The sequence below is a fragment of the Micromonospora phytophila genome, from assembly GCF_023656545.1.
GTDB lineage: Bacteria > Actinomycetota > Actinomycetes > Mycobacteriales > Micromonosporaceae > Micromonospora > Micromonospora phytophila.
Genome location: NZ_JAMOKF010000055.1, coordinates 1 through 22517, shown reverse-complemented (window position 1 = coordinate 22517; position 22517 = coordinate 1). Strand labels below are relative to the sequence as shown.

The window sequence follows — 22517 nt, the reverse complement described above, 5'->3', positions numbered from 1 at the left end:
CGCCGACCCGACGCTGGTGCTCCCCTGGTGGACGGGGCTCACCCCGGCACAGCGCCGCTGGCTGGTGGTGCACGAGCCGGAGCTGGTCGGTCGCCTCGACGGGGTGCCGGTGACCGCCCGGGACCAGGCCAACCGGCTGCTGCTCGGGGCGCGCCGCGACGATCTGCTCGCCGAGCGACGTCGGCTGCTCGACCGGGTGCCGCCCGGGCCGGCCGAGCTGGCCGGGCTGCTCCGGGTCGAGGGAGCCCTCGCCGGGCTGGACGGGTTGACCGCGCGGCTGGCCACCCCCGACGGGCCGCGGGCGTACCTGCTGGGGCTCGATCCGGGCGGCGAGGGTCGGGCGGTGGTGGCGCTGGGCAACCCCGACCGGGCGGGCCGGGTGCTGACGTACGTGCCGGGGATGACGGCCGGTCTCGACGACGTCCCCGGCGAGCTGGGCCGGGCGGGGCGGGTGCTGTCCCGCTGCGCCGCCCTCGCCCCCGGCGAGGAGACCGCGGCGGTGCTCTGGCTGGACTACGACGCCCCGGACTTCCTGCACGAGGCGGCCCGGTCCGGGCAGGCCCACGACGCCGGCCCGGCGCTGCACCGGTTCCAGGAGGGGCTGCGCGCCACCCACGACGGGCCGCCGGGCCGGCAGACCGTGCTGGGGCACAGCTACGGGTCGCTGGTGGTCGGCACCGCCGCCCGCGACCACGGGCTGGCCGCCGACGCGCTGGTCTTCGTCGGCTCACCGGGGGTCGGCGTGACGCACGCCGCCGAGCTGGGCCTGCCGCCCGGGCAGGTGTGGGCGAGCACCGCGCCCGACGACGTGATCCGATTCGTCCGGCCTCCCGACGAACTGGCCCGGCGCACGCTGCTGAACGCGTCACCGCTCGGCGCGGCGGCGGGGCTGCTCGGCGGGAGCGGGAGCGAGCTGTGGTTCGGGCCCGACCCGGCCCGTCCGGGCTTCGGCGGGCGGACGTTCCCCAGCGGCCGGCACGGGCACACCGGCTACTGGGAGGCCGACAACCCGGCGCTGGACGGCATGGCCCGGGTGGTGCTGGGCGGGTGAGAGCCCGCCGAGCCGTCGCACCTCGCCCGACCGCGCGGGCACCAGCCCGCGCACCGCCATCCCGTAGCGACCACGCCCCGGAAACGAGCCTGGCCACGCCCCGGAACAGGCCGGGCTACGCCCCGGAGACGAGCCGGGCCACGGCCCGGAACAGGCCGGGCCACGGCCCGGAAACGAGCCGGGCCCCCCCTCCGCGCTGGCGCGGTGGACGGGGCCCGGTCGGGCGTGCGGGTGGGGCTACTCGACGGTGACGGACTTCGCGAGGTTGCGGGGCTGGTCGACGTCGTGCCCACGGGCGGCGGCGATCTCGGCCGCGAGCACCTGCAACGGCACGGTGGTGACCAGCGGCGCGAGCAGCGTCGGCGTACGCGGCACGTAGATCAGGTGGTCGGCGTAGCGGACCACCGCCTCGTCGCCCTCCTCCGCGATCACGATGGTCCGGGCGCCGCGCGCCCGCACCTCCTGGATGTTGGAGACGACCTTGTCGTGCAGCATGCCCCGGCCGACCGGGGACGGCACCACGCAGATCACCGGGGTGCCCTTGTCGATCAGCGAGATCGGGCCGTGCTTCAGCTCACCCGCGGCGAAGCCCTCGGCGTGCATGTACGCCAGTTCCTTCAGCTTGAGCGCGCCCTCCAGGGCCACCGGGTACCCGACGTGCCGGCCGATGAAGAGCACGGTGGGCTCGGACTTCAGGTCGCGGGCCAGCTCGCGGACCGGCTCGATGCGCTCCAGCAGCTCGCGCAGCTTGCCCGGCATCTCCTGGAGCTGGGCCACCACCGCGCCCACCTCGTCGGCGAACTTGATCCCGCGTACCTGGGCCAGGTGCAGGCCGATCAGGTAGCACGCGACGACCTGGGTGAGGAACGCCTTGGTCGACGCGACGGCGATCTCCGGGCCGCCGTGCGTGTACAGCACCGCGTCGGACTCGCGCGGGATGGTGGAGCCGTTGGTGTTGCAGATGGCCAGCACGCGGGCCTTCTGCTCCTTGGCGTGGCGCAGCGCCATCAGGGTGTCCATGGTCTCGCCGGACTGCGAGATGACCACGATGAGCGTGGACCGGTCGAGGACCGGGTCGCGGTAGCGGAACTCGCTGGCCAGCTCCACCTCGCAGGGGATGCGGGTCCAGTGCTCGATGGCGTACTTGGCGACGAGGCCGGCGTGGTACGAGGTGCCGCAGGCCACGATGAAGATCTTGTCGACGTCGCGCAGGTCCTGGTCGCTGAGGCGGACCTCGTCGAGCATGATCTCGCCGCTGTCGGTGAGGCGGCCGAGCAGCGTGTCCGCGATGGCCTGCGGCTGCTCCTCGATCTCCTTGAGCATGAACCAGTCGTAGCCGCCCTTCTCCGCGGCCGAGGAGTCCCAGTCGATGTGGAAGTCCTTGCCGCTGGCGGGCTGGCCGTCGAAGTCGGTGATCTCGATGGAGTCGCCGGTGATCAGGACGATCTGGTCCTGGCCGAGCTCCACCGCGTCGCGGGTGTGCTCGATGAACGCGGCGACGTCGCTGGCGAGGTAGTTCTCCCCGTCGCCCCGGCCGACCACCAGCGGCGAGTTGCGCCGGGCACCGACCACCGCGCCGGGGATGCCGGCGTCGACGGCCAGCAGGGTGAAGGCGCCCTCCAGCCGCCGGCAGACGACGCGCATGGCCGAGGCCAGCAGCTGCGGGCTGTCGGTCTCGCCGGCCCCGCGCAGGTCGGCCAGCGCCGCCGACAGCAGGTGGGCGGCGCACTCGGTGTCGGTGTCGCTGGTGAACTGGACGCCGTCCGCCTCCAACTCGGCGCGGAGCTTCGCGAAGTTCTCGATGATGCCGTTGTGGATCACGGCGACGCGGCCGTCGGGGGCCAGGTGCGGATGCGCGTTGCGGTCGGTCGGACCGCCGTGGGTGGCCCAGCGGGTGTGCCCGATGCCGGTGGTGCCGTCGCCGATGCCGATGGGGCTGGCCGCGCAGGAGGTCGGGTCCTCGGCGGCCCGCTCCGAGAGGACCTTCTCCAGGTTGGCCAGCTTGCCGGCCTTCTTCTCGGTCAGCAGCTGACCGTCGCAGACGATGGCGACGCCGGCCGAGTCGTAGCCGCGGTATTCCAACCGCCGCAGTCCGTCGAGCACGATGCCGAGCGCCGGGCGCGCGCCGGCGTAACCCACGATTCCACACATGGCCCACAGCCTAACCCAGCTTCGCTCATCGTGCGTGCGCGAAAGCCCGGCAAACGATCAGTTGACTTGAGCGAAGCGTTAGCATCCCGCACTGTCGGTGACATATCTCCGCTCGACAAGGGCGACAAGCCCGGCGAAACCGGGCGGACCGCGTGCCCCGGTGGAGGGTGGCGGGCCGGCGGGCGACCGACCGGGCCACTACATTGAGGCCGCCACCGGCGCCCGCGCCCCGCCCGCCGACGGTCGGCACCCACCTCCCCGTCGCGGCGACAACCCGCGCTCGCATACCCGGAGCAGAGCAGATGTCCGGGCACCGCCTCCGGGCAGCCTGCGGGCGGCCCGTGGCGTCAGAAGAGCACCGTGGCTAGGGTGCCGACGGGGCGGAAGCCGCACCGCTCGTAGACCCGGCGGGCGGGCCGGTTGAAGTCGTTGACGTAGAGGCTGACCGTCGGGGCCACCCGGAGCAGCGCGTCCCGCACCACGGCCGCCATCGCCGCCGTCGCGATGCCCCGACCCCGCCACTCGGGAGCCACCCAGACCCCCTGCACCTGGGCGGTCCGGCGGGTCACCACCGCCAGTTCCGCCTTGAACACCACCCGGCCGTCGACGAACCGGGCGTACGCCCGGCCGGACCGGACCAGGTCGGTGACCCGCCGCCGGTAGCCGCGCCCGCCGTCGTCGGCCAGCGGGGAGACGCCGACCTCCTCGGTGTACATCGCCACGGCCGCCGGAAAGAGCCGGTCGATCTCGCCGCTGCGCACCCGCCGCACCTCCGGGTCCGCAGCAACCGCCGGCAGCGCGTCGGTGGCCAGCAACGGCTGGTTCGGGCGTACGTCCCGGGCCGGCCCCCACGTCGCGGAGAGCCGGTCCCATAGCCCGAGCACGGCGTCCGCCCGACCCACGATCGACGAGCAGAGCCGCTCCTCGCCGGCGAGCAGGTCGGCGAAGGCGGCGACGGCCGGCTCGGAGGCGAGCACCGGGGTGAGGTTGCCGCCGAGCCAGCAGATCGACTCCAGGTTGCGGCGGGTGCCGTAGCCCAGGACGCGGCCCTCGGCACGCCACCAGGCGAGGCCGCGCGCAGCGACCCGTTCAGCGACCTGCGCGCCCGCGAACGGGTCCAGGTCCAGCAGTCGCTCGACCGCGCGGCGCTCCGATTCCCCGAGTTGGCGTACCGGCACCGTCAGCACGGTTATCAGCCTGCCAGATCCGCCCCCCGGTGCGCCGGCCGAGTGACGAGCCGGACCAGGTGTACCGCCCAGGGGGGTTGGTAGGGGGTGTGACGACACGACGTGGAGGGGCTACCGACGACGGCGTCCGGTCGTGAAGTGGAGCCGCGCGGGAACCGCTCCGGCAAGCAGGAGGTCGACCGCGCCACCAAGAGCCGATCCGCCGCTACGCGGGCGATGCACCGACCGCCGGATCGTGCGCGGCGCCGGGAGATCCGCATTGTCCCGGCATCCGCAGCCGCCCCCTATGCCATCGACAACTGCGATAGGCTCTCGCCCCCAAGCACATCGACACGGGGAGATGTTCACATGCGATTCACGCAATCCATCCGTCAAAAGAGCTGGCGCTTCCTAGCTGCCGGAGTCGCGACCCTACTGACCGCCGCGCTACTCAGCCCCGCGCCGGCGCAGGCCGGCGAAGCCGTGGGCGACGTCGGCCCCCTGTCGGTCTCCCAGGGGTACATCGCTGGTTCAAGCACCGTCACCGACGACTTCGGCGATGAGGGCACCCTGCGCCGTGGCAACTCGTACGCCTACACCACCGCTGTCGCGCTGTGGCAGTCGATCCTGTACGCCGAGGGATACATCAGCGAGAGTGGCATCGACTGCTCGTTCGGGTCGGGCACCGAAGCCGCGACCAAGAAGTTTCAGACGCGCTACGGTCTCGGCGCCGACGGCGTCGTCGGCACGAACACCTGGAGCAGGGCGGACAACAGGCTGTCCCTGGTTCCTGGGGATTCCACCCAGGATCTCGTCTACTACACCGCGCTCGACGGTACCCAGGTGCCCTTCCTCCGCGACAAGAGCGGCGGCATCTACTGGGTGCGCGTGAGCCCCTACAAGTGGGCCAGTGCCGCGTACTTCAAGGCGGACAGCACCTGCGGAAGCTGATTCTGAATTCTCATGGTGCCCGGGCCGAATTCGGCGCGGGCACCCTGGGTCATGAAGACTGACTCCACGGCCCGAGGCGCGCTGTTTCCGCAAATGCACTGTCTTGCAGCGCCCGCCAGGACATCTCCCGCCCACGACCGAGGCCTTCGTGGGCACGCCCGCCCATGTCGTGTCGTCGACCGACCTTGCCTGGGCGGCACTCCTAGCCCACGGTGACCTTCGGGGCCGTGGGGGCGGCGTCCCGGCTGCGAGCGGCCCACCGCACCACCCCGGGCACCAGGGCCCCGAGCAGCAGGAACAGCCCACCGAGCAGCAACCACCCCGGTACGCCCCAACCCACCGCCAACGTGGTGACCACCACCGGCGCGACCATCTTCCCCAGCTCGTAGCCCATGCTGTAGGCCCCCTGGTACTGCCCGTGCGCGTGCTCGGGCGCCAGCCCGAAGGAGATGCCCCAACCGGCGGCGGACTGCCACAACTCCCCGACGACGTGCGCGAGGGCGCCGCAGACCAGCAGGGCGACGGCGGCGACGGTGGGCAGGCCCGCGCTGGCGGCGAAGAGCACGCAGGCCACGGCGATGGCGAGGCCGGCCCGCCGGGACGCCCGGGCGGCCCCGACGAGGCTCTCGGTGCCGCGCGCGGCCCGCACCTGGAACAGCACCACCATCACGGTGTTGACCAGCATCAGTCCGGCGTACACCCAGGCCGGCGCCCGGGTGTGCGCGGCGATCCAGAGCGGCAGGGCGATGTTGAGCAGGCCGAAGTGCATCGACATCAGCCCGTCGAGCACGGTGAACGCCAGGAAGGGGCGGTCCCGCAGCGCGACGAGCCGGGGCCCGTGTTCCGGGGCGGCCACCGGTGCGATGACCGGCAGGCGGGTGAAGACGGCCGCGGCCAGCAGGTACGTCGTCGCGGCGGTCAGGATCAGGGCCACGTAGGCCGCCCGGGTGTCCGCCGCGAGGGCGAAGCCCGCGAGCACGGCGCCGAGCGAGATCCCGACGTTGGTGGTGGCGCGCAGGTAGGCCCGGGTGCGGACCCGCTGGTCGGCGGGGACGGAGCCGGCGATGAGCGCACCCCGGGCACCCCGGTCGGCGGCGTCGGCGAGGGCGGTGGCCGCGCCGACGGCCAGGAACGCCGGGAAGGACCGGACGGTGACCAGGGCGGCGGTGAGCCCGCCGGCGGCGATCAGCGCGGCGACCTGGGTGCCCCGCGGGCCGAGCCGGTCGGCCAGGTAGCCGGTCGGCGCGCTGGCCACCAGGCCGACGAGGGCGGAGAGGGTCAGCCCGAGCCCGACCTGGGTGGCGGTGAGGCCGACCGACCGGGTGAGGAAGAGGGCGCTGGCGACCAGCCAGAGACCGCGCCCGACGGTGCGGACCAGGGTGCCGAGGGCGAGGGTCCGGGCGGGGCCCGGTTCAGGAAGAAGCCGCACCCCGGAAGAGTAGCAAGACGTACGTACGGTTTGGGTTCCCGTCCCGGGGTGCGGACGCGCCGTACCCCCGGAAATGCGCACCGGCCCCGACCGCCGGGGGCGGTGGGGCCGGTACGCGACGGCGCGGTGGGTCAGTGCACGGTGACGGTGGCGCCGGGAAGCAGGCCGCGCAGCTCCTCCGGGAGCTCGGCGCCCATCTCGTCGGCGATCCGCAGCGCCTCCTCGATCAGCGTCTCCACGATCTGCGCCTCGGGGACGGTCTTCACGACCTGGCCCTTGACGAAGATCTGGCCCTTGCCGTTGCCGGAGGCGACGCCGAGGTCGGCCTCCCGGGCCTCGCCGGGGCCGTTGACGACGCAGCCCATCACGGCGACCCGCAGCGGCACCGGCAGCCCCTCCAGGCCGGCGGTGACCTCCTCGGCGAGCTTGTAGACGTCGACCTGGGCCCGGCCGCAGGACGGGCACGAGACGATTTCCAGGCCGCGCTCGCGCAGCCCGAGCGACTCCAGGATCTGGTTGCCGACCTTGATCTCCTCCACCGGCGGGGCGGAGAGCGAGACCCGGATGGTGTCGCCGATCCCCTCGGCCAGCAGCGCGCCGAAGGCGACCGCCGACTTGATGGTGCCCTGGAACGCCGGGCCGGCCTCGGTGACACCCAGGTGCAGCGGGTAGTCGCACTTCTCGGCGAGCAGGCGGTAGGCCCGGATCATCACCACCGGGTCGTTGTGCTTCACCGAGATCTTGATGTCCCGGAAGCCGTGCTCCTCGAAGAGCGAGCACTCCCAGAGCGCCGACTCGACCAGCGCCTCCGCGGTGGCCTTGCCGTACTTGGCGAGCAGCCGCTTGTCCAGCGAGCCGGCGTTGACGCCGATCCGGATCGGCACGCCCGCGTCACCGGCCGCCCGGGCGATCTCCTTGACCTTGTCGTCGAACTGCCGGATGTTGCCCGGGTTGACCCGGACGGCGGCGCAGCCGGCGTCGATCGCGGCGAAGACGTACTTCGGCTGGAAGTGGATGTCGGCGATCACCGGGATCTGCGACTTCTTCGCGATGGCCGGCAGCGCCTCCACGTCGTCCTGGCTCGGCACGGCGACCCGGACGATCTGGCAACCGGACGCGGTCAGCTCGGCGATCTGCTGGAGCGTGGCGTTGACGTCGGAGGTGAGGGTGGTGGTCATCGACTGCACGGAGACCGGCGCGCCACCGCCGACCGGCACCGAGCCGACCATGATCCGACGGCTGGCCCGGCGCGGCGCGAGCGGCGGGGGCGGTACGGCGGGAATACCGAGACTGACAGCGGTCACTGAAGCACTCACCTTGAGAAGAGCGTGATGGGGTTGACGACGTCCGCCGTGATGGTCAGCAGCGTGAACGCGCCACCGACCAGGATCACCGCGTACGTGAAGGGCATGAGCTTGAGGTAGTCGACGCGGCCGGGGTCGGCGCGCCCGATCCGGGCGTAGAGCCAGGAGCGGGCCCGTTCGAACCAGGCGATGGCGATGTGCCCGCCGTCGAGCGGGAGCAGCGGCAGCAGGTTGAACACGCCGATGAAGAAGTTCAGTGAGATGAAGAGCATGAAGAACACGAACCAGGCGTTGTTCGCCACCGCCTCGCCGCCGAGCCGGCTGGCGCCGACCACGCTGATCGGGGTGTCGATGTCCCGCTCGCCGCCGGTGATCGCCGTCCAGAGCGCGGGGACCTTCTGCGGGATCCGCTTCATCGCCTCGTACGTGCCGACGGCCAGTTCGCCGGTGTAGTCGGCGGTGGCGCCGAACGCGTCGACCGGCCCGTACGTCAGCCGGGTCGGGGTGCTGGGGATGAGCCCGACGCCGAGCGCGGCGACCGGGCGGGCCTCGCCCTTCGGGTCGTCCAGCGGCGGTCGCTGGGTCTGCGCGAGCACCGTGCTGGTGGTGCCCGGCTGACCGTCGCGGACGTAGCCGATCTGCGCCGTCTCGCCCGGCTTCAGGGCCCGCAGGCCGGTGAGCAGCTCGCCGTAGCTGTTGATTGGGGCGCCGTTGAGGGAGGTGATCCGGTCACCGTCGCGCAGCTGGGCCTGGGCGGCCGGGCTGGGCGCGTCGCCCGGGGCGCACTCCCGGGCGGTGCTCTCCGGCACCACGCACTTGGCCAGCGCGATGACGGCCGGCTCCTGGCGGATCTGCTCCTCGGTGCTCGGGAAGGAGGGGTTGGGCAGGCCGGAGGAGACCGCCATGATCCAGATGGCGACCAGGGCGAGCGCGAAGTGGGTGGCCGACCCGGCGGACATCACGACCGTCCGCTTCCAGAGCGGGAAGCGCCACATCGCGCGCGGCTCGTCGGCCGGGTCCACGTCGTCGTCCTGCGGGGTCATCCCGACGATCTTGCAGAAACCGCCGAGCGGGATGCCCTTGACGCCGTACTCCGTCTCGCCCCGCCGGAACGACCACAGGGTGGGGCCGAAGCCGACGAAGTAGCGGGTGACCTTCATGCCGAACGCCTTGGCGGTGGCCATGTGCCCCGCCTCGTGCAGGCTCACCGAGATGAGGATCGCGAGGGCGAAGAGCACCACCCCGAGCAGGTTAGCCATCAAGCTCCTTCCACCGAACCCGCGATGATCTCCTGAGCGTGCCGACGCGCCCACGACTCCGCCGCGAGCACGTCCTCGACGGTACCTGGTTCGTCGAAGTCGGGAGCGCCCTCCAACACCCGCTGAAGGGTGTCGACGATGCCGAGGAAGGGCAGCCGGCCGGCCACGAACGCCGCGACGCACTCCTCGTTCGCCGCGTTGTAGATCGCCGGGCGGCAGCGCCCCGCCCCACCGGCGGCCTTGGCCAGCGCCACCGCCGGGAACGCCTCGTCGTCCAGCGGCGCGAACTCCCAGGTGTGGGCCCTGGTCCAGTCGACCGCGGCGGCGGCGTCACCCACCCGGTCCGGCCAGCCGATGCCCAGCGCGATGGGCAGCCGCATGTCCGGCGGGCTGGCCTGGGCGAGGGTGGAGCCGTCGACGAACTCGACCATCGAGTGGATCACCGACTGCGGGTGCACCATCACCGTGATGTCGGCGTACGGCACGTCGAACAGCTCGTGCGCCTCGATCACCTCCAGCGCCTTGTTGACCATGGTCGCGGAGTTGATCGTGACGACCGGCCCCATGTTCCAGGTCGGGTGCGCGAGCGCCTGGTCGGGTGTGACCTGCGTCAACTCCTCTCGCCGCTTCCCCCGGAACGGGCCGCCGCTGGCGGTGACGACCAGCCGCCGCACCTCGCCCCGCGCGCCGCCGCGCAGGCACTGCGCGAGCGCCGAGTGCTCGGAGTCCACCGGGACGATCTGCCCCGGCCGCGTCACCGCGGCCTTCACCAGCGGGCCGCCGGCCACCAGCGACTCCTTGTTGGCCAGCGCGAGGGTACGCCCGGCGCGCAGCGCGGCCAGGGTCGGCGCGAGGCCCAGCGAGCCCACCACCCCGTTGAGTACGACGTCGCAGGGCCACTGCGCCAGCTCGGTCATCGCGTCCGGGCCGGCCACGATCTTGGGCAGCTTGAAGTCGCCGGTGGCCCAGCCCCGCCGGCTCGCCTCGGCGTAGAACGCGAGCTGGAGGTCCTGCGCGGCGGAGGCCTTCGCCACACCGACCGCCTCGACGGCGAACTCCAGCGCCTGGGCGGCGAGCAGCTCGACGTTGCCGCCACCGGCGCCGAGCGCGACCACCCGGAACCGGTCCGGGTTGCGCCGCACGATGTCGAGGGCCTGGGTGCCGATCGAGCCGGTGGAACCGAGCAGGACGAGGTCCCGGGGAGAAGTCACGCGGCCATTCTTCCCCAGCGCCGCTGAGCGCCCACTGGGAGCCTCAGCCCTCGTCGTCCGGCTCCTCTGGCGGCGCCTCCTCGCCGAGCAGGTCGGCCGGATCGATGGAGAACTCGAAGGGTGCCCGCATGAGGAACCGGGTGCCGGCCGCAGCGGCTGCCACCGGCCGATACTCCCCCTCGGTCAGCTCGAACAACGCGATGGTGGGCACCCGGTTGCGCAGGTCGACGCGGAGGAAGAAGGGCACACCGACGGCCGCGTACTCGCGCGGGCGGTCGATGATGTCCTTACGCCGGTTCCCGGGGGACACGATCTCGCCGAGAAGCACAGCGTGTCCGATGTCCATCGTCGTCCGACCGCCGCCGGGTGTGTCGAGGATGACGATGTCCGGAATGAAGAGGTCGTCGCCCGAGACGACGTTCGCTTCAAGGTAGAGCCACAGCTTGGCGCGGCGCGCTGCCTGCTTGAGGAGGTAGGCGAGATCCAGCTCCGCGTCCTGATGGTCGTACCCGGCATGTGGTGTCACGATCACGCTTCCGCTCAGGACCTCAACCTTGGGGCCGTTGGTCTCCGGCAACAGGTCGAGGGCGAGCTGGGCGGTCCACGGCTCGTCGTGCCACCGCAGCACGTCGAACGACGGTTCGGTGGGCTGCGGCGCCGGCTCGGGCGCGAACGCTGCCTGGGCCATCCGGGCTCACCCCCTCGGCGGACAGTCTGCTGGCACCCAGCCTAGTCGCGCTGCCCCCTGCCGGTCGCCGACGCACAGCCGATGCGTCATCGGGCGGCCTACGGGGTGGGACGGCGCATTTTCGGGCCCGTCGTGGTCGTGCTCAGAGGTGCCTCGACCTCCGGCGTGGCGGTGTGCGGGCGAGCGTCGCCCCCCGCTTCCGCGGGCGCCCGGCCGACGTGCGCGGCGAACAGGGCCGCCAGGTCACGGTCCTGCTCCGGGGTGAGCGCCGCGCGCGGGATGTCCCACATGCCAAGCCCGCCGGGCTGCCACAGCAGGTACGCGAACGGCTCCGTGGTCACCCGGCCCACCACCGCCCAGCCGATCCAGGTCCGGGCGGCCGGCGAACTCCATTCCACCCCGTCGGCGGCGACCCGGTAGTGGCGCGGCTGGAACCAGCTCGCCGGCAGTCGCCGCACCAGCTGCCAGGGCATGATGAAGAACTTGATCATCCAGCAGATGCCGATTGCCATGGCGGCCGTTCCGCAGATCGTGCGCCAGCCCGGCTCGCCGGAGGAGGCGGCCAACCCGGCGAGGGTCAACAGCAGCCCGACACCGACCATCAGGATCCGGTTGTGTCGACTGGTGACGGCGAGGATCTGACGGGCGTACCGGCGGTCCCGGGCGTGCGCGAACTCGATGGGCATGGCCGCCGACCCTACCGTCCGGATGATCTCACGGTGCCCCTACCGCCCGCCCCGGCGGACCTCAGCGTCGGCGCGGCGGACGAAGGTCTCCAGTTCCTCGCCGCCGTACCAGTCGCTGCGGCGGCCGACGTGGGTCATGCCGAGGCGGGGGCAGACCGCCATCGACGCCTCGTTGCCGGGGAAGACGACCGCGTGGACCACCCGGGTGCCGGTGGCGAACTCCCGGGCCACCACCGCCCGGGCGGCCTCGGTGGCGTAGCCGTGGCCCCAGGAGTCCGGGTGCAGGTGCCAGCCCACCTCGATGTCCTCGGTCGGCACGCCCTCGTCCCGGCCCGGCAGCGGCTTGAGCAGCACCGAGCCGGCCACCACCCCGGTGTCGCGCGCCTCGATCGCCCAGGTGCCGTAGCGGCCGGCGTGGCCGGCGTGCCGGTCCCGCCAGATCCGCAGCCGGTCGGAGGCCTACGCCGGGTCGGTCAGCGGCAGCCCGGGGGCGGCCAGCCAGCGGGTGACCTCGGGCCGGGAGTAGATGTCGTAGATCCGGCCCAGGTCCGTCGGCGAGTCGGTCCAGTCGCGCAGGACGAGTCGTTCCGTGGTGAGAACGGTCATGGGCGGCGATCTTAATGAGTGGCGGCTCGCGGGAGGGGGAAAGAAAGCCCGATGGGCGGTGGATGGCAGCGGGCCAAGCGGATCACCAGTGGTGCCTTCCGCCCGGTACGCGGTCGGGACCTGTCCCTGCACGCCGCCGCCATCACCTTCTACGGGGCGATCGCCGTGGTGCCGGTGGCGCTGCTCGCGATCTGGATGACCGCGCTGGTGGCGGGGGCGGACCGGGTCCGCCGCCTCACCTCGTACGCCGTGCGGACGCTGCCGGACGCGATCGGCGCGCCCCACGCGGTGGCCGCGCTGGTCGAGGCCGGGGTGGGGTTGACCCCGTGGCTGGCGCTGGCCTCGCTGCTGCCGGCGTCGCTGTACGGCGAGGGGCTGCGCCGGGCGTTCGTCTCGGTCGCCACGCCACCGCACCCGGACGAGTCGCTGATCGGCTGGCGGGGTCGGCTGCTGCTGCTGCCGCTGCTCGCGCCGGCCCCGGCCCTGCTGCTGTCGATCCTGCTGGCGTTGCCGACGACCACCCGGCTGGTCCGCCAGGGCGGCCTCGTCGGCGCGCTGGGGGTGGTGTTGTCGTTCCTGGCGGTGTGGCTGGTGCTCACCCCGGTGCTGCTCTGGGTGTTCCGGGTGGTCGGCCCGGCGTCACCGGACTGGCTCTCCGCGCTGGGGGTGGGGTCGTTCACCGCGGCGAACCTCTCCGGCTTCCTGCACGGCTTCGTGCTCTTCGCCTCGCTCCCGATCGACCTGGGCGTGCCGTTCGGCGGCTTCGACGAGATCGGCGCCGGGGTGGCCGTCCTGCTCTGGCTCTACCTCTTCCACGTGATCGTCCTCGCCGGCTACTCCGCCACCCTCGCCCTCTCCCGCTGGCGCGCCAACCGCGCCAGCCGCCTCCACGCCGCCGTCCCGACGAGTTGACCAAGAGGTTTGCGTCACGGGGAGCGCTTCCGCCGGACGCAAACCTCTTGATCACCGAGCTGTGGGGTCCTATCCGGTGAACGCCGGGTGCCGCGGCTGGGGGGTGGCCGGCTCCTGGTCGTCGGGGGTTTCGCGGATGCCGTAGCGGCGCCAGGCGCGGGCGAGCGGGCCTGGCGCCCACCAGTTCCAGCGGCCGAGCAGCCGCATGGTCGCCGGCACCAGCAGCGCCCGGACCAGGGTCGCGTCCACCACGATCGCCACGATCATGCCGATCCCGATGAGCTTGATGTACGACATCCCGCCGGTGGCGAAGCCGGCCACCACGACGATCAGCAGCAGCGCGGCGGCGGTGATGATCCGGCCGGTGTGCTGGAGCCCGGTCGCCACGGCGGTGGTGTTGTCACCGGTGCGGTCCCACTCCTCGCGCACCCGGGAGAGCAGGAACACCTCGTAGTCGGTGGCCAGCCCGAAGAGCACGGCGAGCATGAGGATCGGGTTGCTCGGCTCGATGAACCCGGTCGGGGTGAAGCCGAGCAGGTCGGCCAGGTGCCCGTCCTGGAAGATCCAGACCACCACGCCGAACGACGCGCCGATCGACACCAGGTTCATCAGCACCGCCTTGACCGGCAGCACCACCGAACCGAAGGCGAGGAAGAGCAGCAGCAGGGTCGCGCCGGCCATCAGCAGGGCCATCCAGGGCAGCCGGTCGCCGAGGCTGTCCAGCAGGTCGAGGTCGGCGCCCGGCCGGCCGCCGACGAGCACCTCCGCCCCGGCCGGTGGCGGCAGGTCGCGCACCGCCCGGACCACGTCCTGGGCGACGTCGCCGGTCGGTTCGCCCGGGTAGGTCACGGTCAGCAGGGTCGACGTGCCCCGACCCGCCGCCACCTGCACCCCGGTCACGCCGGGCACCGCCGCCACCTGGTCGGCGAACGGCCGCGCCGCGTCGGTCGGCACACCGGAGACCAGCACGTCGACGGGCGCGATCGTGCCGCCGGGGAACTCCGCGGCGATCCGCTCGGAGACCACCCGGGGCGCGGCGTCCGCGGGCAGCACCCGCTCGTCGAACCCGCCGAACTCCATCCGCAGGACCGGGGCGGCGAGCACGCCGAGCAGCACGGTCACCCCGGCCAGGTAGATCACCGGGCGGCGCATCACGCTGCGCGCGATCCGGGCCCAGGCGCCGCCGGACTCCCCCGCCGCCGGCCGCCCACCGCGCGTGGAACGCCGCCACGGCAGCGGTACGCGCAGCGCGTCGATCCGGTGGCCGAGCACCGCGAGCAGGGCCGGCAGCACGGTCAGCGCCGCGAGCATGGCGACCAGCACGGCGGCCATCCCGCCGAGGCCCATCGAGCGCAGGAACGCCTGCGGGAAGATCAGCAGGCTGGCCATGGCGAGCGCGACGGTGAGCCCGGAGACCAGCACGGTGCGGCCCGCCGTGGCCATGGTGCGCCGGATCGCGGTGGAGGTGTCGTGGCCGGCGGCCAGTTCCTCCCGGAACCGGCTGACCACGAAGAGGGCGTAGTCGACCGCCAGGCCGAGGCCGATCAGGGTGATGATGTTGATGGCGAAGATCGACACGTCGGTGACCAGGTTGACCAGCCGCACGGCGATGAACGCGCCGAGGATGGCCAGCCCACCGATGAGCAGCGGGGTGGAGGCCGCCACCAGTCCCCCGAAGATCAGCACGAGCAGGACCAGCAGCACCGGCATGGAGAGCAGCTCCGCGCGGGTGATGTCCTCGGTGGTCCGGGTGTTCGCCTCGTGCAGGAAGGCCACCGTCCCGCCCGCCTCGGTCCGTACGCCCGGCGCGGCCAGGGCCGGCCGCAGCGCCTCGTACGCCGCGGTCTTGCCGTCCTCGTCGGCGGCGCGGAGCTGGACCAGGGCGTAGGTGGCCCGCCGGTCGGTGCTGAGCAGCGCCGGCGCGCCGGTGTCGTACCAGGTGGCGACGCTGGTGACCTCGGGGCGCTCGCGCAGCCGGGCGACGGTCTCGGTGACCGGGTCGCGGAAGGCCGGCTGGTCGACGGCCGCCGCGTCGCTGGACCAGAGCACGATCAGGTCGGCGCCCTGCGGCCCCAGTTCCTCGGCGATCCGCGCGGCGGCGCGGCTGGACTCGCTCGCCGGGTCGTCGAAGCCACCTCCGGTCAGTTGGCCGAAGACCCCGGCGCCCCAGGTCGCGCCGACCGCGACCAGCACCAGGGCGGCGGCCAGCACCGCCCAGCGCAGTCGCACCACCACCCGTCCCCACCAGGCGAACATTCGCTTCCCCCTCCACCGACGGCTAAGCTGTAACCATCGCTCATTTGAGTGAACGCCGTTAACTATTGCAACGGCGTTCGCTCCGGTCAAGGGGGTTTACCGATGACCGCACCGACCCGGCGGGAACGCCTGCGCGAGGCGACCGTGTCCGAGATCAAGACGGGCGCCCGCAAGCTGCTGGTCACCGGTGGGGTGGAAGCGGTGTCGCTGCGCGCGATCGCCCGGGACATGGGTATGACCGCGCCCGCCATCTACCGCTACTTCCCCAGCCTGGAGGCGCTGGTCACGGCGCTGGCCGGGGACCTCTACGACGAGCTGCGGATGCGGCTGGAGGCGGCGCGGGACGGCACGGGCGACGATCCGGTCGCCCAGCTGTCCGCCATGTCCCGCGCGTTCCGCGCCTGGTCCGTGGCGCATCCGGCCGAGTTCGGGCTGATCTTCGGAGCCCCGGCCCCCGGCCTGGACGGATTCGTCGACGACTGCACCGACCCCGACCACCCGGGAGCCCGGTTCGGCGCGGTCTTCGTGCAACCGCTGATCGACCTCTGGCACCGCTCCCCGTTCCCCACCCCACCCAGGGAGCTGATCGAACGGCACCTCGGCGGCCGGCTGGAACCGCTGCGGCAGAGCCACGGCGAGGTCCCCATCGAGGTGGCCTGGGCCTTCCTCTCCGGCTGGACCCGCCTGTGGGGGCTCGTCGCCATGGAGGTCTTCCACCAGATGGACTGGGCCGTCACCGACCCCGAGGCCCTCTTCGAACTGGAGTTGACCACCTTCGCCGCCCAACTCGCCCCGCGCCCTTGACGGGTTGACGGCGATGTCGAGTTCCCCGACCGTCACCAACCTCATGATCGACCTGTCGCCGGCGGGGGCTGACCGGGAGAGGGTCGGGGGCTAGGGTGCGGGGATGAGTGAGCTGCCTGCGCGCGCCGACGTGGTGATCGTCGGTGCGGGACACAACGGCCTGGTCTCCGCCGTGCTGCTGGCCCGCGCCGGCCTGGATGTGCTGGTGCTGGAGGCGGCCGAGGTGATCGGCGGGGCCACCCGCACCGAGGCCCCCTTCCCGAAGGTGCCGGGGCTGCGCCACTCCACCGGGTCGTACCTGCTCGGACTGATGCCGCCGGAGCTGCTCGAAACGCTCGACGTCCGCATCCCGGTGCTGCGCCGCGACCCGCACTACTTCCTGCCCACCCCGGGTGGCGCGGGTTCGCCGTACCTGCTCTTCGGCAGTGACACCGCGGCCACCCGCAAGCAGCTCGCCGAGTTCTTCTCCCCCGCCGACGTGGCCGCCGACGACGCCCTCCAGGCCGAGCTGGCCGCCCTGCGCGAGGACCTCGCGCCGGCCTGGCTGGCCGAGCCGCTGCCGGTCGAGGAGACCGCCGACCGGTACGTCCGCCCGGCCCTGCGACAGGTCTTCGTCGACCTGGTCCGCGGCTCGGTCGCCGACCACCTGGCCCGCTTCGACTTCCGCTCCGAGCTGCTGGTCAGCATGTACGCGGTCACCGACGGCCTCTCCGGGCTGAACGCCGGCCCGGACGACCCCGGCACCGGGCACAACTTCCTGGTGCACAACATGTGCCGGCTGCCCGGCTCCGACGGCACCTGGATGATCGCCGAGGGCGGGATGGGCACGGTGTCGCGGACCTTCGCCGAGGCCGCCCGCGCCGCCGGCGCTCGTATCCTCACCGGCACCCCGGTCAGCGCGGTCACTCTGGACGGTGGCGCGGCGAGTGGCGTGGTGCTGGCCGACGGCCGGGAGGTCGCCGCCCGGGTGGTGCTCGGCGCCTGCGACCCGTACCGGCTGATGGACCTGCTGCCCGACGGCGCGCTCCCGGCGCCGCTCACCGAGCGGATGGCGGCGGTCCGCCGCCCCGGCACCACGCTGAAGCTCAACCTGGCGCTGACCGGGCTGCCCCGCTTCTCCTGCCTGCCCGAGGGCGCGCCCAGCCCGTTCGGCTCCACCATCCACCTGCTCCCCGGCTCGGCGTCGCTGGTCGGCGGGGACGCGACCTCGCCGATGACCGCGCTGCGCGCGATGTGGGCCGACGTGCAGGCGGGTCGGTTGCCGGAGGAGCCGACCATCGAGTGGTACCTGCACACCACGGTCGACCCGTCGCTGTCCGACGGGGCCGGCCACCACTCCTCGGCGCTCTTCGTCCAGTCGGTCCCCTACGAGCTCGCCGGCACGAGCTGGGACGAGGCGCTGCCCGGGTACGTGGCGAAGCTGGTCGCGATCTGCGAGCGGTACGCCCCGGGTGCCGGTGACCTGATCGCCGACGCGGTGCCGCTGCCGCCGCCCGGCATCGAGGCGCACTTCGGCATCACCGGCGGGCACATCCACCACGTGGACAACACCGTCTCGTTCACCGACCGGATGCCCTACGCGACCGGCGTGGACGGCGTCTACGCCGGCAGCGCCGGCTGCCATCCCGCCGGCAGCGTCATCGGCGCCGCCGGCCACAACGCCGCGCGGCGCATCCTCACCGACCTCGGTCGCTGACCGCGGTCCGGGTCTCGGTGGGGGGCAGGTCGCCGGGGCGGCGGATGAGGGAGAGGCCGACGAGCAGCATGTAGAGGAAGAGGCTGAGGATCGGGTCGACGAAGACGAAGGCGAAGGCGATCAGGTAGAGCAGTGGGCGCAGCAGCAATCGCCGCGCGACCGCCCGGGCCAGCCGGGGATCCAGGTCGGGGTGGAGCAGCCGGTGCCGCCGAGCCCACCACCAGCTCAGGTTGAAGAAGAGCGACTCACCGAGCACGGTGCCGACGTAGAGGGCGCCGGTCAGCCGCTGCTCGGTCGCGCTACCGCGCAGGTTGTCCGAGAGCAGGTCGGCGGTGAACGGGATCGCGGCCACGAAGAGCAGCACGAGCAGGTTGAACACCAGCAGCATCTGATCCACCCGGACCACGTACCGCCACATGTTGTGGTGGCCGAGCCAGATCTGGCCGGCGATCCCGAAGGTGATCACGTACGCCAGGTACGACGGCCACGCGTGGGCGAGGGCGTCAGGGAGCTCCCTTCCGCCCGCCCTGGCCGGGCCGTACTGGAGCAGCTCGACGGCCATCACCGTCAGCACGACCGCGAAGACCCCGTCGCTGAACGTCTCCACCCGTGACGCGTCCCGGGCCATCTCCCGGTCCCGCCGGTACCGGTACTCCTTCTCCTCCGCGTCGGTTCCCGCCAATCCCCGCCCCGCTTCCTGGATCACGCAGTGGCGGGTGTCCGGTCGGTACCGGTCTGCGGCTTTCGCCGCCCACCACCACTGCATGGTCCCCCAAGGAGGGGCCGTGCGGGCGCGGATCGAAGGTGCGGCCGGCGCAACCGGCACGCCGGCCCGGTCGTCAGCTGAGCGCCTCACCGGCGGGAGCGGGGGTCTGCTCGTCGGCGCGGTGGGCGCGGATCTTGTGCCCGACGCTGGTCAGGCAGCGCCCGCTGGCCAGGTCGAACCGCCAGCCGTGCAGCTGGCAGGTGAGCTGGTCGCCGTCGATGATGCCGAACCGGGTCAGGTCGGCCTTCAGGTGCGGGCAGCGCCGCTGCACGACCCAGCCGTCCAGCGTGATGTCCTCGGCGTCGCTGCTGCGTTCGTGCTCGTCGTACCAGCCCTCGGCATACTGCTGGCGCTCGCGGGAGAGGCACTTGAAGAACGCGTAGACGAACTCGTTGTACTGGCCGATCCGGGCGGCCGAGAAACGGCAGGAGAGGAAGAGCGAGTTGACCCAGTCCACCTCGCCGATGTGCAGCAGGTGCTCGACCAGCGCCCGCTCGGTGCGGAACCGGTAACGGACCTTCTCGTCGGCGTACGGCCGGACCTGCTTGCCCGGGAAGTCCACCACGATGGATTCGACGCTCTCGCCGTCGTAGCCCACCAGGTCGAACCGGACCGGCCCGCCGACGCCCTTGGCCAGGTAGACCGACTCCTCCAGCAGCGGCTCGATCCGCCGCTGCATCTCCTTGAGCACGTCGATCTCGGGGTGCCGCCAGGACGCCTTCTCGGCCTCGATGACGCCGCGCTTGCGCTCGCGCATCTCCTCCAGGTGGGCGACCTTGTCGGCGAAGAACTCCTCCACCGGCACCGGGTGGGTGGTCTCGCAGCTGTTGGTGGTGATCTCCGCGACGCTGCCGGGCAGCAGCACGACGCCGTTGTTCCCGCCCACCTTGGCGTACTCGGCGAGGAACACCGACTGGTCGGGGAAGATGTTGCCCTCGTCGCCGTGGATGTCGTTGAACTGCCACAGCTCGTCGTCGAGGAAGCAGGGCGGGCCGGCGATGGGGAAGACGTGCGAGGCCTTCAGGTCGTCGATGTAGCGCCAGGTGCGGTCGAACTGGCGGTCCCGCTTCTGCTTGCCGAAGGCGGTCTTCGCCGCCTGCGGCAGCTCGTAGACCATCGGGTACCAGATCGCCCCGGAGAACTGCAGCATGTGCGCGTGCACGTGGCCCAGCTCGGCGAAGGCGCTCAGGTCGGTGGGGCGGGCGTCGTTCTGGTTGAGCAGCCGGACGCCGTCGTACTCCACCCAGAGCGAGGAGTCGCCGATCGGCCCGTCGGTCGGGCTGGTCAGCGCCTGGATCATGATCTTCAGGCCGCCGTCGAGCTCCACGACCTGCTCGTTCGGGGCCTTGAGGAACTTCGTGAAGCCCAGCTCGCGGAGCTCGTCCTCCATCTCGGAGGTGGGGAACGCGGGCAGCAGCACGGTGGCCTTCTTCGACACGTAGCGCTTCAGGTGCGCGGCGTCGAAGTGGTCCCGGTGCAGGTGGGAGACGTACAGGTAGTCGACGTCGCCGAGGGTCTCCCAGTCGAGCAGGGAATTGTCCGGGAACGGGAACCACGAGGCGAAATAGGCCGGGTTGACCCACGGGTCGCACAGGATGCTGCCCGCGGCCGTGTCGATCCGCATGCTGGCGTGCCCCGTACCGGTCACTCGCACCGCAGTTCCCCCTCAAAAAGACAAACAAGGTGTACGTCAGAACGCTACCGGAGCCACTCTGGCCACCGACCCGCGACGCCGGTAGTGCCGCCCGGCACGCCCGGTACGGGACCTCGGCCCTACCCGGCGCTCCAGCTCCTGCGGCCCGGGAACGCTGAGCGCCAGCGGTCCAGCAGCCCGGGCACCTTCTCCGCCGGGGCGGCGAGGCTCACCCGCTGCTCCCCGCCCACCGCGTGGTCCGGGTTCTGGCTCACGCTGCCCTCGCTGCAACAGCCGCAGATCATCCGCAGCCCGCTCGCCGGTTCGACGCCGTACCCCCGATCCGCGAAGAGCGCCACCAGGTCGTGCACGTCGGCGGGTCGGGGGCGGTGATCCGCACCGTGCAGGTGGGCAGCGGCGACTCGCGCCACAGCAGCAGCTCGTCGAAGACCGGGTAGGACTGGCCGTCGACCTCGCGTTCCCCGTTCGGCGCGCCGTCGTGCACGACGATCTCGCCGAACCGGCGGCCGGACTCCGGCGTGGGCACGTTGAGCACCCGGGCGCGGGTGGGGCAGATCCGCTCCGCCCAGACCACCTCCGCCGTGCCCTGCGGGTCCACCCGGACCGGGGTGACGCCGAAGTCGACCAGGACCTCGCCCTCCCCGTCTGGCACCGGTAGCCCGTACCCCTGCCAGGCGCCCCGGGCAGTGTCCCAGTCCCCCACGATCGTCGCCGCGATGCCGAGGTTCCAGTACGCCGGCTCCTGCCGGCCGCGCCTGACCCGGGCGGCGGCCTCCCGGCCCAGCTCGTACGCCCGGGGCCAGTTGCGCAGGGAACTTCTGCGCCAACGCCGCGTCGTACCACCAGCCCGCCGACCGGCGGTGGTTCGGCCGGCGCTGGAGCAACCGCTCCAGCGCCTCCCCGGCCACCGCCCAGTTCCCGGCGTCCCACGCCTGGTAGGCCGCATCGACCAGTACGCGATCGTCGCCGCGGATCATGTCGTCGTCCTCATCCGAACGGACCCAGCGCCGGGCCCGGCACGGGGCGTGCCAGACTAACCGGAGATCCGATCGCGAGGGAAGGACCGACAGTGGCAGGAAGCGAGCCGGTAACGTCGCCAGACCAGCACAGGCCCGGGCACCGCAAGTCCGGGCGGATCGGCGCGGTCCTCACCGCGCTGGCGCTGCTGGCGATGCTCTGCGGCAACCACGAGGGCAGGGTCGAGAACATCTGGCTGATCGGCCTGGCCGTGCTGCTGCTGGTCATCGTCATCGGCGACGCCGTGCTGCGGCGCAACGGCCTGCGGTCCTGACCGCACCGCCGTCCGCCGGCTGAGAGCCGGCCCACGCGCCGGACGTGACACGCACGAGGGCCCGCCCCCGACCGGGGAGCGGGCCCTCGTTGTATCTGGTTCAGCGGCCGAAGAGGATGTCCTGCACGTCCTTGAGCGCGGCGTCGACCTCGGCCTCGAAGTAGCCGCCCTGCACCAGCCCGAAGCGCAGGGTGTCGAGGTCCTTCGGGTTGACCGGCATCTGGTTGCGCCCCTGCATGCCGCCGAGCAGCGTCTCGAAGAACCGGTCGACCTGGTCCGGGTCGTACCCGCTGCCGAACCGGCGCACCTGGAAGCTGCGACGGATCTGGTCGACGCGGTAGAGGTCGCTGCCGGGCGGGCCGGCCATCGGCGGGCCGCCCATCGGAGGGCCGGGCAGGGCCGGCGGGCCGCCCATCGGGGGGCCGCCGAAGCCCTGCTGGGGCTGCGGGGGCGGACCGCCCGGGCCACGGCCGCGCATGTCGCGCAGTTCCCGCTCGGGCATCCGGATCTCGGCCGTCATGTCGGTGCGGCCGTGCCGGCCGGCCTCGAAGCCGTCGAAGCGCTGCTCGTCCTGGCCGTAGCCGCCCTGACCGGCGGGCAGGCCGCGGGGCGGCGGCGGAGCGCCGTGGCCCATCG

21 protein-coding genes and 1 pseudogene are annotated in these 22517 nt (G+C 72.6%); 6 read left to right on the top strand and 16 right to left on the bottom strand.

Going from position 1 to position 22517, the window contains the following annotated elements:
• The coding region (locus NCC78_RS10320) for an alpha/beta hydrolase (RefSeq protein ID WP_250793799.1) at window positions 1-1051 on the top strand (1051 nt) is incomplete at its 5' end.
• 237 nt (window positions 1052-1288) lie between these two features.
• Here the strand turns inward: NCC78_RS10320 and glmS are convergent.
• Both glmS and NCC78_RS10310 read right to left on the bottom strand, forming a co-directional pair.
• Window positions 1289-3202, bottom strand: coding sequence for a glutamine--fructose-6-phosphate transaminase (isomerizing) (gene glmS / locus NCC78_RS10315; protein ID WP_250793798.1), 1914 nt, complete (start codon window positions 3200-3202; stop codon window positions 1289-1291).
• 347 nt (window positions 3203-3549) lie between these two features.
• Window positions 3550-4389 carry a GNAT family N-acetyltransferase gene (locus NCC78_RS10310; protein ID WP_250793797.1) on the bottom strand — a complete coding sequence of 280 codons (840 nt, stop codon included), beginning with the start codon at window positions 4387-4389 and terminating at the stop codon, window positions 3550-3552.
• 348 nt (window positions 4390-4737) lie between these two features.
• Between NCC78_RS10310 and NCC78_RS10305 the strand changes: the two genes are divergently transcribed.
• The gene (locus NCC78_RS10305; protein WP_250793795.1) at window positions 4738-5319 is read left to right on the top strand and encodes a peptidoglycan-binding domain-containing protein; all 582 of its coding nucleotides are present in this window, start codon (window positions 4738-4740) and stop codon (window positions 5317-5319) included.
• Between the two features lie 202 nt (window positions 5320-5521).
• Here NCC78_RS10305 and NCC78_RS10300 read toward each other — a convergent pair whose 3' ends face one another.
• From NCC78_RS10300 to NCC78_RS10265, 8 genes are all read right to left on the bottom strand, one after another.
• Complete coding sequence (locus NCC78_RS10300) at window positions 5522-6748, bottom strand: MFS transporter (protein ID WP_250793793.1); 1227 nt, start codon at window positions 6746-6748, stop codon at window positions 5522-5524.
• A 131-nt stretch (window positions 6749-6879) separates the two neighbouring features.
• Entirely contained in the window at window positions 6880-8052 is a 1173-nt protein-coding gene (gene ispG, locus NCC78_RS10295; protein ID WP_250793791.1) for a flavodoxin-dependent (E)-4-hydroxy-3-methylbut-2-enyl-diphosphate synthase, read from the bottom strand.
• 8 nt (window positions 8053-8060) lie between these two features.
• Window positions 8061-9311, bottom strand: a complete 1251-nt coding sequence (locus NCC78_RS10290; protein WP_250793790.1) for a M50 family metallopeptidase — start codon at window positions 9309-9311, stop codon at window positions 8061-8063.
• Window positions 9311-10522 (bottom strand): 1-deoxy-D-xylulose-5-phosphate reductoisomerase, encoded by a 1212-nt coding sequence (gene dxr / locus NCC78_RS10285; protein WP_250793789.1) that lies wholly within the window; start codon window positions 10520-10522, stop codon window positions 9311-9313. Before dxr ends, NCC78_RS10290 begins: the two co-directional genes overlap by 1 nt.
• 43 nt (window positions 10523-10565) lie before the next feature.
• Window positions 10566-11210 carry a Uma2 family endonuclease gene (locus NCC78_RS10280; protein WP_250793788.1) on the bottom strand — a complete coding sequence of 215 codons (645 nt, stop codon included), beginning with the start codon at window positions 11208-11210 and terminating at the stop codon, window positions 10566-10568.
• A 98-nt stretch (window positions 11211-11308) separates the two neighbouring features.
• Window positions 11309-11896 (bottom strand): hypothetical protein, encoded by a 588-nt coding sequence (locus NCC78_RS10275; protein ID WP_250793787.1) that lies wholly within the window; start codon window positions 11894-11896, stop codon window positions 11309-11311.
• Between the two features lie 39 nt (window positions 11897-11935).
• Window positions 11936-12337, bottom strand: coding sequence for a GNAT family N-acetyltransferase (locus NCC78_RS10270; RefSeq protein ID WP_284706281.1), 402 nt, complete (start codon window positions 12335-12337; stop codon window positions 11936-11938).
• Window positions 12338-12355: 18 nt separating this feature from the next.
• On the bottom strand, window positions 12356-12502 hold the full coding sequence (locus tag NCC78_RS10265; protein WP_250793786.1) for a GNAT family N-acetyltransferase: 147 nt from the start codon (window positions 12500-12502) through the stop codon (window positions 12356-12358).
• 51 nt (window positions 12503-12553) lie between these two features.
• Between NCC78_RS10265 and NCC78_RS10260 the strand changes: the two genes are divergently transcribed.
• Window positions 12554-13414, top strand: a complete 861-nt coding sequence (locus NCC78_RS10260) for a YhjD/YihY/BrkB family envelope integrity protein (RefSeq protein ID WP_250793785.1) — start codon at window positions 12554-12556, stop codon at window positions 13412-13414.
• Window positions 13415-13483: 69 nt separating this feature from the next.
• Here NCC78_RS10260 and NCC78_RS10255 read toward each other — a convergent pair whose 3' ends face one another.
• Window positions 13484-15670: an MMPL family transporter gene (locus tag NCC78_RS10255; RefSeq protein WP_250793784.1), complete on the bottom strand. Its 2187-nt coding sequence runs from the start codon at window positions 15668-15670 to the stop codon at window positions 13484-13486.
• A gap of 102 nt (window positions 15671-15772) precedes the next feature.
• Between NCC78_RS10255 and NCC78_RS10250 the strand changes: the two genes are divergently transcribed.
• Together NCC78_RS10250 and NCC78_RS10245 are read left to right on the top strand one after the other, a co-directional pair.
• Window positions 15773-16474 carry a TetR/AcrR family transcriptional regulator gene (locus NCC78_RS10250; protein WP_250793783.1) on the top strand — a complete coding sequence of 234 codons (702 nt, stop codon included), beginning with the start codon at window positions 15773-15775 and terminating at the stop codon, window positions 16472-16474.
• 103 nt (window positions 16475-16577) lie between these two features.
• Window positions 16578-18170 (top strand): phytoene desaturase family protein, encoded by a 1593-nt coding sequence (locus tag NCC78_RS10245; RefSeq protein ID WP_250793781.1) that lies wholly within the window; start codon window positions 16578-16580, stop codon window positions 18168-18170.
• Here the strand turns inward: NCC78_RS10245 and NCC78_RS10240 are convergent.
• The 4 genes from NCC78_RS10240 to NCC78_RS10230 form a co-directional block, all read right to left on the bottom strand.
• The gene (locus NCC78_RS10240) at window positions 18151-18798 is read right to left on the bottom strand and encodes a TMEM175 family protein (RefSeq protein WP_250793800.1); all 648 of its coding nucleotides are present in this window, start codon (window positions 18796-18798) and stop codon (window positions 18151-18153) included. The two genes, NCC78_RS10245 and NCC78_RS10240, sit on opposite strands and share 20 nt — an antisense overlap.
• Before the next feature lie 211 nt (window positions 18799-19009).
• Window positions 19010-20590: a Rieske 2Fe-2S domain-containing protein gene (locus NCC78_RS10235; protein WP_250793780.1), complete on the bottom strand. Its 1581-nt coding sequence runs from the start codon at window positions 20588-20590 to the stop codon at window positions 19010-19012.
• Between the two features lie 119 nt (window positions 20591-20709).
• Window positions 20710-20844 (bottom strand): hypothetical protein, encoded by a 135-nt coding sequence (locus tag NCC78_RS32035; RefSeq protein WP_284706280.1) that lies wholly within the window; start codon window positions 20842-20844, stop codon window positions 20710-20712.
• Window positions 20845-20870: 26 nt separating this feature from the next.
• Window positions 20871-21536: a hypothetical protein gene (locus tag NCC78_RS10230; protein WP_250793779.1), complete on the bottom strand. Its 666-nt coding sequence runs from the start codon at window positions 21534-21536 to the stop codon at window positions 20871-20873.
• 123 nt (window positions 21537-21659) lie between these two features.
• Here NCC78_RS10230 and NCC78_RS10225 point away from each other — a divergent pair, with 123 nt between their 5' ends.
• The gene (locus NCC78_RS10225) at window positions 21660-21881 is read left to right on the top strand and encodes a DUF2631 domain-containing protein (protein WP_250793778.1); all 222 of its coding nucleotides are present in this window, start codon (window positions 21660-21662) and stop codon (window positions 21879-21881) included.
• A 100-nt stretch (window positions 21882-21981) separates the two neighbouring features.
• Here NCC78_RS10225 and NCC78_RS10220 read toward each other — a convergent pair.
• Window positions 21982-22517 (bottom strand): annotated as a pseudogene (locus tag NCC78_RS10220) (DivIVA domain-containing protein); the annotation flags it as partial.